Source organism: Amycolatopsis sp. NPDC052450, assembly GCF_044547565.1.
Lineage (GTDB): Bacteria > Actinomycetota > Actinomycetes > Mycobacteriales > Pseudonocardiaceae > Amycolatopsis.
In genome coordinates, this window is record NZ_JBIUAQ010000014.1 from 129,475 (window position 1) to 141,438 (window position 11,964).

Annotated in this window: 9 protein-coding genes and 1 riboswitch; of the genes, 6 read left to right on the top strand and 3 right to left on the bottom strand. The window is 68.4% G+C overall.

Features of this window, described 5'->3' with window-relative positions; all coding sequences use genetic code 11:
* Positions 1-123: 123 nt before the first annotated feature.
* The gene (locus tag ACIHAO_RS23720; RefSeq protein ID WP_396561158.1) at positions 124-1,200 is read left to right on the top strand and encodes a ribonucleotide-diphosphate reductase subunit beta; all 1,077 of its coding nucleotides are present in this window, start codon (positions 124-126) and stop codon (positions 1,198-1,200) included.
* A 277-nt stretch (positions 1,201-1,477) separates the two neighbouring features.
* On the opposite strand, the gene ACIHAO_RS23725 is transcribed toward ACIHAO_RS23720, so the two are convergent.
* Positions 1,478-2,428 (bottom strand): ketopantoate reductase family protein, encoded by a 951-nt coding sequence (locus ACIHAO_RS23725; protein ID WP_396561160.1) that lies wholly within the window; start codon positions 2,426-2,428, stop codon positions 1,478-1,480.
* Positions 2,429-2,518: 90 nt separating this feature from the next.
* On the opposite strand from ACIHAO_RS23725, the gene ACIHAO_RS23730 reads away from it, so the two are divergent.
* The 5 genes from ACIHAO_RS23730 (at position 2,519) to ACIHAO_RS23750 (ending at position 9,942) form a co-directional block, all read left to right on the top strand.
* Positions 2,519-3,091 (top strand): TetR/AcrR family transcriptional regulator, encoded by a 573-nt coding sequence (locus tag ACIHAO_RS23730; RefSeq protein ID WP_396561162.1) that lies wholly within the window; start codon positions 2,519-2,521, stop codon positions 3,089-3,091.
* 11 nt (positions 3,092-3,102) lie between these two features.
* A riboswitch (cobalamin riboswitch) is annotated at positions 3,103-3,326 on the top strand.
* Positions 3,327-3,424: 98 nt separating this feature from the next.
* Positions 3,425-5,698: a 5-methyltetrahydropteroyltriglutamate--homocysteine S-methyltransferase gene (metE, locus tag ACIHAO_RS23735; protein WP_396561164.1), complete on the top strand. Its 2,274-nt coding sequence runs from the start codon at positions 3,425-3,427 to the stop codon at positions 5,696-5,698.
* A 137-nt stretch (positions 5,699-5,835) separates the two neighbouring features.
* Positions 5,836-7,281 (top strand): cytochrome P450, encoded by a 1,446-nt coding sequence (locus tag ACIHAO_RS23740; protein ID WP_396561166.1) that lies wholly within the window; start codon positions 5,836-5,838, stop codon positions 7,279-7,281.
* Positions 7,282-7,490: 209 nt separating this feature from the next.
* On the top strand, positions 7,491-9,338 hold the full coding sequence (locus tag ACIHAO_RS23745; protein ID WP_396561168.1) for a putative bifunctional diguanylate cyclase/phosphodiesterase: 1,848 nt from the start codon (positions 7,491-7,493) through the stop codon (positions 9,336-9,338).
* Between the two features lie 139 nt (positions 9,339-9,477).
* Positions 9,478-9,942 (top strand): peroxiredoxin, encoded by a 465-nt coding sequence (locus tag ACIHAO_RS23750; RefSeq protein WP_396561170.1) that lies wholly within the window; start codon positions 9,478-9,480, stop codon positions 9,940-9,942.
* Here ACIHAO_RS23750 and ACIHAO_RS23755 read toward each other — a convergent pair.
* Both ACIHAO_RS23755 and ACIHAO_RS23760 read right to left on the bottom strand, forming a co-directional pair.
* Complete coding sequence (locus tag ACIHAO_RS23755; protein ID WP_396561172.1) at positions 9,929-10,459, bottom strand: GNAT family N-acetyltransferase; 531 nt, start codon at positions 10,457-10,459, stop codon at positions 9,929-9,931. The genes ACIHAO_RS23750 and ACIHAO_RS23755 overlap by 14 nt on opposite strands.
* Positions 10,460-10,696: 237 nt before the next feature.
* Entirely contained in the window at positions 10,697-11,905 is a 1,209-nt protein-coding gene (locus tag ACIHAO_RS23760; RefSeq protein WP_396561174.1) for an LCP family protein, read from the bottom strand.
* Positions 11,906-11,964 lie beyond the last annotated feature (59 nt).

Genomic DNA, 11,964 nt, shown 5'->3' on the forward strand with positions numbered 1-11,964 from the left:
GGGGGCCGCCTGCGGTTTCCACCCCCCCTCCTGCGACGCGGGCCGGTCCCCGCCGGGTGGTGTGTGGCTTTTGGTGTGCTGACCCGAATCGCCACTCACGACCCACACGTGAAGTGAGCTTTCATGACCACCTTTGACCCCGCCACCGACGCCACCGGCCTCGGTGAGATCGAAGTCGGCGCCGCCCGGATCAACGTCGACGACAAGCGGATGATCAACGCCCGCGCCGACGTCAACCAGCTGCTGCCGATGAAGTACACCTGGGCGTGGGAGAAGTACCTCGCCGGCTGCAACAACCACTGGATGCCGACCGAGGTCGCCATGCAGGCCGACATCGCGCTGTGGAAGTCGGCCGACGGCCTCACCGAGGACGAGCGCACCATGCTCAAGCGCAACCTCGGCTTCTTCGCCACCGCGGAATCGCTGGTGGCCAACAACATCGTGCTCGCGGTGTACCGGCAGATCACCAACCCCGAATGCCGCCAGTACCTGCTGCGCCAGGCGTTCGAGGAGGCCGTGCACACGCACACCTTCCAGTACATCTGCGAGAGCCTCGGCCTGGTCGAGGGCGAGCTGTTCAACATGTACCGCGAGGTCCCGTCCATCTCGGAGAAGGACGCGTGGGCGCTGAAGTACACGCAGAACCTCGAGAACCCGGACTTCGAGACCGGCACCCCCGAGGCCGACCAGAACTTCCTTCGTGACCTGGTCGCGTTCTACGTGATCTTCGAGGGCATGTGGTTCTACACCGGCTTCGCGCAGATCCTTTCGCTCGGCCGCCGGAACAAGATGATCGGCATCGCCGAGCAGTACCAGTACATCCTGCGCGACGAGTCGATCCACCTGAACTTCGGCATCGACTGCATCAACCAGATCAAGATCGAGAACCCGCACCTGTGGACCGAGGAGTTCCAGGCCGAGATCCGCGGCATGCTGACCGAGGCGTGCGAGCTCGAGGTCGCCTACGCCCGCGACACCATGCCGCGCGGCATGCTCGGGCTCTCGGCCGAGCTGATCGAGCAGTACATGCACTTCATCACCGACCGTCGCGCGCAGCAGATCGGCCTCGCGCCCATCTTCGGCGAGACGGAGAACCCGTTCCCGTGGATGTCGGAGGCGATGGATCTCAAGAAGGAGAAGAACTTCTTCGAGACCCGCGTCATCGAGTACCAGTCCGGTGGCGCCCTCGACTGGGACTGATCACCTGAGTCCGTAGTACATGAAGGCCCCCTTCCTTGCGCTTAGGTACAGGAAGGGGGCCTTCATGTATCGAGAGGTAAGGCAACCAGCTCGCCTACCTACCGCCGTTTCCGAGCCTCTGCCGCCGCAAGAACCGCAAGCACCCCGCTGATCGCCACCTAGCGCCAAGTCCGTGAAGGCCTCCTTGAGGGACCCAGAGTCCCTCAAGGAGGCCTTCACGGACTTGGCACCGACAGGACACTTTGCCATACCTCTCAATACTTCAGGGTCGTCCTGTTCAGGCGTGGGCGAAGTACGATTCCGCCGCTTCCAAGCGCGGTACCGGGACGCCCAGCCGCCGCGCTTCGGCCAGGGTGTCCCGGCAGACCTCACGCGGCTCCTCGGCGTCGAGGTCGGAGTGCGCCGTGACGCTCACGCGCGCCGGTGCGAAATGAGCGGTCAGCCAGGCGAGAACGGGAGCCGTCAGCCAGGTGGGCGCCCGGAACAGCAGCACACCGACCCGGTGACGACGCAGGTCGAGGCCGCGCGCCTCGAGAAGCGGCAGCAGTTCGCGGCCGGTCAGCAGCCCCTCGCGCAGAGCGCCCGTCGACCCGGCCAACTCGGACAGCGACCCCAGCCGCAGGCCCTGCGAGAGCAGCCCGGCGTCGGACACGAAATGGACCCACAGCCAGCCGCGGAAGTCGGGCCGCTCCTTGATCCGTAGCCCGGCCTCGCGAAACGCCTGGCGCACGGCCCGTTCCCGATCGGTCGGCGGCCTGCCGAGAGTGCCGAAGACGACCGACGGCAGCAGCATCCCGCGGAGCACGCCGTTCGCGTCGAAGCCGCCACCGGCCTGGGGAAAGCCCCAGGCGATCCGGTCGAGGGGAAGTGGGCCGATCGCGGCCGCCGGCTCGGTCCAGATGTTGCCGAAGACCAGCACCGTGGCCTGGCCGACGCGCGGGGCCAGGAAGGCCGTCGCCTCCGGGAGGCGGTGGTGCGCCACGCTGAGCACGATCAGGTCGAAGTCGTGGTCCGGCTCCAGCGTCTCGCGGAGGCGCACCGGCCACTTCTCGACGACGCGCTGGCCCCACACCCGACGCCGCGTGTCGAGCAGGTCGAGGTCCACCGTGTCCCCGTACGTCGCCGCGCGGCCCGGCCGGACGTAGAACTCGACTTCATGTCCCGCCTTCTGCAGGACCCGGCCGTAGACGGTGGCGATCACGCCTCGGCCGAACATCAGGATCTTCAAGCTGCACCTCGCGAGGTAAGATCGATGTGGAGATTATCTCCACTTTCGAAAATATGGAGATGATCTCCACTTGTCAACGCGAGGGAGCGCATGACCGCCGACAAACCGCTGCGGGCCGACGCCCGGCGCAAGCGCGAGGCCCTGCTCGCCAAGGCCCGGGAGGTCTTCGACGCCGGAGAGTTCTTCGACCTGCGCTTCGATGACTTCGCCAGCCTGGCCGGCGTCGGCACCGGCACGCTTTACCGCCACTTCCCCACCAGGGAGGCACTGGCCGAGGCGGTCTACCGCGGGGAAGTCGCCGCGCTGTGCGACCGCGCCCGACGGCTACAGGACACGCTGCCCGCGGCCGAGGCGTTGGCGACCTTCCTCCGCGACATGGTCGGCCACATCGGTGCCCATGCGGGCCTGGCACGGACGCTGGCCACTCTCATGGCCGATCGTTCGGGTGCCCTCGCCGAAGGCGGCCAAGCGCTGGAGCAGGCCGTCACCGCGCTGGTGGCCGCCGCCGTGCGGGACGGCGCCGTTCGCGACGACGTGGGCGCCGGCGCCGTGATGATGGCACTGCACGGCATCGGCGCGGCCCATGACCGCCCCGAGTGGCGGGCCGAGGCCGACGATGTCATCACCCTCGTACTGGACGGGCTGCGCCGCCCACGGCCCTAGCGCGCCTGGGTACTCTCCAAGGTGCTACTGGTTCGCCCGGCCTCCCAGGCCGGTCGAGGTAACAGGGAACCCGGTGTGAATCCGGGACTGCCCCGCAGCGGTATGTGGGAACGAAAGCCGTCACCGTGCGAGACACGGTAAAGCACTGGGACATGGCGCCCCGGGAAGCGACGGCCGGTAGGAGCGAGCGAGTCGCCCACGAGTCCGAAGACCTGCCCGTGGTACGCGCGCCGACGGCGTGCGTGAGTCCGGGCCTCGTGGGATGGGCACGACCGAACGGCGGTCACTCCTGCGTGCTCCGGGCTCTCACGACAAGCTCGCGAGGAGAGAGCTGTGACCGAAATCGGCACGACTGTGCTGGGCTACCCCCGGATCGGACCGGACCGGGAGCTCAAGCGTTCACTCGAACGCTACTGGGCAGGCAAGATCGACGAGGCCGAACTGCTGGGCACCGGCCGCGCGCTGCGCACCCGGGCCTGGCGGGACCTCAAGGACGCGGGGCTGGATTCCGTCCCCTCCAACACGTTCTCCCACTACGACCAGGTGCTCGACACCGCCGAGCTGTTCGGAGTGCTGCCGGAGCGCTTCACGACGCTCGGTCTTTCGCCGCTCGACACCTACTTCGCCGCCGCGCGCGGCGTGCAGGACGCGCCGGCGATGGAAATGACGAAGTGGTTCGACACGAACTATCACTACATCGTCCCCGAACTCGGCCCGGAGACGTCGTTCTCGCTCTCCGGCACCAAACCGCTCGACGAGTACCGCGAGGCCCGCGCGATCGGCGTCGAGACGCGGCCGGTGCTGGTGGGACCGGTGACATTCCTGCTGCTCGCGAAGGCGAGCGAGACCGCTCTGGAGGGCTTCCGTCCACTGGATCTGCTCGACAACCTCCTCGACGGCTACGTCGAGCTGCTAAGGCGCCTGCATGACGAAGGCGTCGAGTGGGTCCAGTTCGACGAGCCCGCCTTCGCCGCGGACCGCGACGAGCGGGAGCTCAACGCGCTCATCCGCGCCTACCACCGCCTCGCGAAGGAGACCGCGCGGCCGAAGATCCTGGTCGCCGGCTACTTCGGTGGTCTCGGGCGCGGCCTCGGCGTGCTCGCGCGCTCCCCGATCGACGCGATCGCTGTCGACCTCGTCACCGATGAGTCCTTTGTGGACGCGGTCGCCGCCGAACCCGCCTTGCGGGACAAGGAGGTTCTGGCCGGTGTCGTCGACGGGCGCAACGTCTGGCGCACCGACCCCGCCCGCGCGCTCGGCCGGGCGGCGACCCTGCTCGGCATCGCGAAGTCGGTCAGTGTGTCGACGTCCTGCTCGTTGCTGCACGTGCCCTACGACGTCGAGCGTGAGGACGGGCTCCATCCGCGACTGAAGGGCTGGCTGGCGTTCGCGAAGCAGAAGGTCGACGAGGTCGTCCTGCTCGGACGCGCGTTGAAGGAAGACGGCGTCGACCTCTCGGCCGCTCGTGCCGCGGCCGCGGATCGCGCGACGGCGGCCGACCTGGCCGACGCCGGGGTGCGGGCCCGGTTGGAGGCGCTGCGACCGGAGGACACCGTCCGCTCCCCCTACGCCGAGCGGGCGGCGGCGCAGCAGGCCGCGCTGGGACTGCCGCCGTTGCCGAGCACCACGATCGGCTCGTTCCCGCAGACCACCGGCGTCCGCAAGGCGCGGGCCGCGCACAAGGCGGGCTCACTGGACGACGCGGGCTACGAGGCCGCGATGAAGGCCGAGATCGAGCGCGTCATCCGGCTGCAGGAGGAGCTCGGACTGGACGTGCTGGTGCACGGCGAACCCGAGCGCAACGACATGGTGCAGTACTTCGCCGAGCGGCTGGCCGGGTTCGCGGCCACCGACTTCGGCTGGGTGCAGTCCTACGGTTCGCGATGTGTCCGGCCGCCGATCCTGTACGGCGACGTCTCACGTCCGGCGCCGATGACCGTCGAGTGGGCGCGCTACGCGCAAAGCCTGACCGGCAAGCCCGTCAAGGGGATGCTGACCGGCCCGGTGACGATCCTGGCGTGGTCGTTCGTCCGCGACGATCAACCGCTGGGCGAGACCGCCCGTCAGGTGGCGCTGGCCATCCGCGACGAGGTGCACGATCTGCAGGAGGCGGGCATCCGCGTCATCCAGGTGGATGAGCCGGCGCTGCGCGAACTGCTCCCACTGCGCGCGGTGGCGCATGAGGCGTACTTCGCGTGGGCGGTTTCGTCGTTCCGGCTCGCGACATCCGGGATCGACGACGCGACGCAGATCCACACGCATATGTGCTACTCGGAGTTCGGCGAGGTGGTCAAGGCGATCGACGCGCTCGACGCCGACGTCACCAGCATCGAGGCCGCGCGGTCGAAGATGGAGGTCGTCACCGACCTCGGCGCGGCGGGCTTCGGCCGCGGCGTCGGGCCGGGCGTGTACGACATCCACTCGCCGCGCGTCCCCGATGTCGACGAGGTGAGCGGACTGCTGCGGACCGCCGTCGGCGCCGTGCCCGCCGAGCGGATCTGGGTCAATCCGGACTGCGGCTTGAAGACACGCGGGTACGCCGAGGTCGAGCCCGCCCTGCGGAATCTGGTCGCGGCCGCCCGAGCGGTCCGCGCCGAGCTCTCCTGACGTTCCGTGAAGGCCTCCTTGAGGGACCCTGGGTCCCTCAAGGAGGCCTTCACGGAACTTCCACCGGGGTATTGTCAGAACGTCAATAAGGGTGCGATGGTGGAGCGGTAGCCGATCTCAGCGGGGAGATGGTCACCATGGCGAACGCCGTCGAAAAGGTCACCGGGGCACTGCGCGAGCGGGTCCCGCCGCTCACGTCGATCCCCTTGCCGCGTTCGGTCGACCAGCGCTGGCTCGGCGCGACCTGGCCGGTCCGCGAACTCGCACCCGCCCCGCCGGGCCTCAAACCCGTCCTCGGCGACGAGGGCCCGCCGGTCATCGGGCACGCGCTGGACTTCATGCGCTTCGGCATCGAGTTCGGCCTCAAACGCTACGAGACCTACGGCCCGGTGTCGTGGATGGGCGCGTTCGGCCGCCGCATCGTCGCGCTCTCCGGCCCGGAGGCCACGCAGATCGCGTTGGTGAACAAGGACAAGGCCTTCTCCCAGGAGGGCTGGAAGTTCTTCATCGAGCAGTTCTTCGACCGCGGCCTGATGCTGCTCGACTTCGGCGAGCACCACCTGCACCGCCGGATCATGCAGGCGGCGTTCACCCGGCAACGGCTCACCGGCTACGTCGACCAGATGGGCCCGGCCCTGCGCGAGGGCATCGCCGCGTGGGCGGATCGGCCGAACCCGCGGATCTACTGGTCCCTCAAGCAACTCACGCTCGACGTCGCGACGCGGGTGTTCATGGGTATGCGATCCGGCGACGACGCGGCCGCGATCAACCGCGCGTTCGTGAATTCCGTGCGCGCGGGCACGGCCATCGTGCGCTTTCCCGTCCCCGGCGGCCGCTGGGCGGCGGGCCTGCACGGCCGCAAGGTCCTCGAACGCTACTTCTCGGCGAATCTGCCCGCGAAACGGGCGAGTGACGGCGACGACCTCTTCACCGCCTTGTGCCACGCCACCACCGAAGACGGTGATCGCTTCACCGACTCCGACGTGGTCAACCACATGATCTTCCTCATGATGGCCGCGCACGACACGTCGACCATCACCAGCGCCGCGGCCGTCTACCACCTCGCGAAGAACCCCGAATGGCAGGAACGCGCGCGTCAGGAGTCCCTCGCGCTCGGCGACGACGTGCCGGACATCGAGGCACTGGAGACCTTGACGACGCTGGACCTGGTGATCAAGGAAGCCCTGCGGCTGGTGGCGCCGGTTCCTTCGCTGGCAAGGAAGACCGTGAAGGACACCGAGGTTCTCGGCCACTTCATTCCCGAAGGGACACTCGTCGGGGTTTCCCCCACCGTCAATCATTTCGCGCCGGAGTACTGGACCGACCCGATGCGGTTCGACCCGGATCGCTTCGGCGAGCAACGCCGCGAGGACAAGTCGCACCGCTACGCGTGGATGCCGTTCGGCGGCGGCGCACACAAGTGCATCGGCCTGCATTTCGGGACGTTCGAAGTGAAAGCCCTGCTGCACGAGATGCTGCGGGCGTATCGGTGGTCGGTCCCGGAGGACTACACCGCACGCTGGGACTACGTCTCGCTGCCCGTTCCCGCGGACGGCCTGCCGATCCGGCTGACAGCGCGCTGAACTCCGACCAAACGGACATCCACGATCGAGTACTCTTGGTGACATCCGGTCACCACTCGTGTAGTAGCGATCACCCTTTCAGCCGGTAGACACCCCGGATCGCGCATGATGCCGTGGCACTACACCCGGTCGGCTCATACCTAGTGTGGGCCCATGAGCCCGGACACCCGGTCTGAGCTGGCCATAAACCGCGCATGAAGAGGTGAAGTGTGCCCGAGCCTGGTTCCGCGCCAGGGTTGGTGGACGTAGCTCGGAGATGGGCCGAGACGCTCGCTGACACTAAAGGAGTATCGCTTCCCAAGGAGCAACTCGAACAGCTGCTGCTCGGCGTCGTCAAGGACGCCGTCCGGACCGAGCCCGATCACCAGCCCGCTCTGCAGCGCTTCTCCAAGCTCTATTCCGCCTCGCCCATCGGGATCGCGCTCGCCGATCCCCACGGCACGATCGTCGAGGCGAACATCGCCCTCGGCAAACTCCTCGGCTGCCGTCCCGGCGCACTGCGCGGCCGGGAGATCCCCGATCTCGGCTCCGCCGACCATGACGTCGCCCGGCTGCGGAACGCGCTCTCGCAGCTCATGACGGCGGGCAGGCCGACCCAGCAGGAACGCCTGTTGCTGGACCACAGCGAGGAAGGCCCGCTCTGGGTCGACGTGACCCTGACCGATCTGCCCGGCGACCGGCCCGGTTCGACCTATCCGGTGCTGATGGTCGCCGACGCCAACGAGATCCACCTGCTGCAGGAACAACTGCTGCACCAGAACGTGCACGACCCGCTGACCGGCCTGCCGAACGCCACCGCCTTCGGCAACGCGCTCGAAGCCGCGCTGGCCGGGTCCGGCAGCGAGCAGATCGCGCTCGTCTACCTCGACGTCGACGGCTTCAAGGTGATCAACGACGGTCTGGGCGCCGGCGTCGGCGATCAGGTGCTGCGTGGGGTCGCGAAGAAGCTCACGTCCGTCTTCACCGGCAGGCACAACGGTTCGGTCGCCCGGCTGTCCGGCGACGGCTTCGCCGTCCTGCTGCGCGGCGACTTCACCCCGCCCGAGGTGATCGCACTGGTCGAGCAGGCTCTGGAGGAACTGGTCGAGCCGATCTACCTCGGCGGGCACGGTATCGGGGTCAGCGCGAGCGCGGGCATCGTCGTCCGCCCGGTTGCCGACGGCGGACCCGAAGACCTGCTTCGCGCCGCGGAAATCGCCCTGCACCGCGCCAAGGAGGCGGGCAAGGCGCAATGGATGCTGTTCGACCCGGAACTCGACGCGCGTGACCGGGGCCGCTACCAGCTGGGCGCGGTCATCGCCGGAGCACTGGAGAACGGCGAGTTCTCGCTGATCTACCAGCCGACGGTGAAGCTCGCGAACCCCGACCAGCTGGCCGCGGTCAACGCCGGATTGCGCTGGAGCCACCCGGAGAAGGGCGAACTGGACTCGGACGAGTTCTACCCGCTCGCGCAGATCACCGGGATGACCATCCCGCTCGGCCGGTGGCTGCTGGCCGAATCGCTCGCCGCCACCGCGAGGTGGCGCAACAGGTTCGGCGAAGCCGCGCCCGATGTCTGCGTGCGGCTGCCGAACCGGCTGGCCATCGAGCCCGATCTGGTGCTACTGGTCAAAGAACAACTCGACCGGCACAGCCTGCCCGCCCAGGCGCTGCGGCTGTGCACGGACCGCGAATCCGTACTCGACCCGAACGGCGAGGTGCTCGACTCCTTCGCCGTACTGGCCGATCTGGGCGCCCAGCTCGTGCTGACGATCTCCGGCTCCGACGATCTCGAACTGATCCCGCGGCACCGGCTGCCGGTCCGCCACGTGATCCTGTCCGGCGCCGTGGTCGACGCGCTGGCCGACGGCGAGGACGAGGCCGACGTCCGCCACCTGTGCCAGCTGGTCACCAGGGCCAAGGAGCTGAAACTCCGCATCGGCGCGGAAGGCGTCCACAACCACGAACAGGCCGAACGGCTCCGGCGATACGGCGTGCTCGCGGCGCGTGGTTCGTTCGTCGCGGACTCCGCGACCGGGGACGAGGTCGACGAGCTCATCGAACGCCACGCCCATTGACGTGTGTTCTCAGGTGAACCCGCGACCGCGATCGACGTCGGCAGGACGCCGCCTGGCCTTCGGCCGGGCGGGTTCACGCGTTCGGTCACTTTCCCGGGCACACCGCAGCTCCGCCCATTGACGTGACAGGATCGCGTCCATGGACCAAGGTGACATCGCCCCGGACTTCACCCTTCCCGACGACAAGGGCGAGCAGCGCACGCTGTCGGACTTCCTCTCGTCCGGCCCGGTCGTGCTGTTCTTCTACCCCGCCGCGATGACCAGCGGCTGCACCGCGGAAAGCTGCCACTTCCGCGATCTGGCCGCCGAATTCGCCGAGGTGGGCGCGCATCGGGTCGGGATCAGCCCGGACGCCGTCGCCAAACAGCAGGAGTTCTCGGCCAAACACGGCTTCGACTATCCGCTACTGTCCGATGTGGACGGTTCGGTGGCGAAACAGTTCGGCGTGTGGCGCAAGTTCAGCCCGCTGCACGCCAAACGGCACACCTTCGTCATCGACACCGACCGCGAGGTGCTCGAAGTGATCAAGAGCGAACTGAAGTTCACCGTGCACGCCGACAAGGCACTAGCCGCCTTGCGCGAGCGCAAGACTAAGGGCGCTTGAGCCGCCAGATCCTGGTGACACCCGCGCAGGCGGGGGCGAGCGGCGGTTCGGTGGCCTCGTCGCCGATCATCGTGAACCCCAGCCGCGCGGGCACGGCGCCGCTCGCGACGTTGTTCTCGTCGTGCCGGATCTCGACCTCCGGCGCGCCGAGCCGGAAGGCCTCGTCTGTCAGGAGCTTCGCGGCCCTGGTCACGAAGCCGCGACCGGTGTGGTGCCGGCTGAGCCAGTAGCCGATCTCGATCCGGTCCGGATGGATGATCATGCCGGTGCCGCCGACGATGTGGTCCTCGGCGAGGATCGCGAAATCGTAGGTCTTGCCTTCGGCCCAGTTCCTTGTGCTGTGCTCCAGGAAGTCTGCGGCTTCGCGAAGGCCGTAACCGTTGGTGGCCCAGATCATCCACGCGCCGAGATGCGCGGCCGAATCCCCCGCGACGGCGGCGAGGGTTTCGAGTTGCCGCGGCTGCCAGCGGCGCAACGTGACGACTTCGTCGGCGAGGGTCTCGGCGGGCGCTTCCATCCGCCCATGGTGACTCGCCTTCGCTCCGGGCGCCTCCGGTTTTCGGGCCCGGACCGCCTCGCGGATGTCATGAAAGGGTCGTTCAGGACGAAAAACGTCCTGAACGACCCTTTCATGACATCGGCCCGGCAGCGAGCAGCGTCCGAAGCACGCGAGGCACCAAAAACGCTAGGAACGGTCCTTTCCTTGCGAATTTTGCAAGGAAAGGACCGTTCATGGCACCGAAAGGACCGATGATCAGGTCAGGATCGCGCTGTCCGGGATCTCCGTGTCGTTCTTCAACGCGTCGAAAAGCAGCTTCGACTTCGTCTTGTCCCAGTTCTCCGCCGAGCCGTTGGTCACCGGCACCGTCGTGGTGACGACGCCGCCCGAGGAGATCCCGCGCATCGCCAGCGCCAGCCCCACCAGGTTGTGCACGTGGTCGCCGGTGTCCATCGTCAGCGCGTCGGGTCCGGTCGACAGCAGCGGGAACAGCGAGAACGGGTTCAGCAGGGTGCCGGGGCTGCCGATCTCGCTGACCAGCGCGCCGATGAACTTGCGCTGGTTGGCGACGCGGTCGAGGTCCGAGCGCGGCGTCGCGTCGCTGTGCCGCATGCGGACGAACCCGAGCGCCTGCGGACCCTGGAGGTCCTGGCAGCCCGCGGGGATCTTGATCCCGGTGAGGGTGTCCTCCATCGGCTTCTCGACGCACATGTGGACCCCGCCGATCGCGTCGACGATCTTGGCGAACCCGCCGAAGCCGATCTCGGCGTAGTGGTCCATGCGCAGGCCGGTGGCGCCTTCGACGGTCTGCGCGAGCAGTGCCGGGCCGCCGATCGAGAACGCGGCGTTGATCTTGTTCTTGCCGTGTCCCGGGATGGTCACCTGCGAGTCGCGCGGGAGGCTCAGCAGCGTCGGCTTGGTGCTGTTGGACGGGACGTGCGCGATCATGATGGTGTCGGTCCGCTTGCCGCCGCCGGCGGCCTTGGAGTCGCCGGTGACCAGCTTCTCCTGTTCCTCGGCCGTCAGCCCGTCCCGGCTGTCGGAGCCCACGATCAGCCAGTTGGTGCCCTCGGCCGCGACGGGGCGGCCGGTGTATTCGGCCAGCGCGTCGACGCGGTTGATGGAGAACTCCAGGTACACCCACACTCCGGCGAGGAACACCACGAACACGGTCAGCAGGGTGACCAGCACCTTGCCGAAGCCCCAGCGCTTGCGTCGCGCCGGCGGCCGCGCGCCGTCGGAAGGGCGGCCGGAAGGGGGCTGCGGCGGGCCGGGACGACGCGGCGGCGGACCGGCGGGACGTTCCTGACCGCCGTGCCCCATGGGCGCGGTCCGCTCGTCGTACGGGCTGCTTCCCCGGCCAGGCAGCGGCATCATCTGCGCCGGCTGGTGCCGCCGGGGGCGGCCGGACGGCGGCCGCTGTGGCGGCATCCGTCGCCCTCGGTCGTCGCCTCCATACGTCATGCCGAATCACCCGTCCCGATTTCGCGTGTAAGGCCCAGTCAACCGCAGACCCTAGGTGA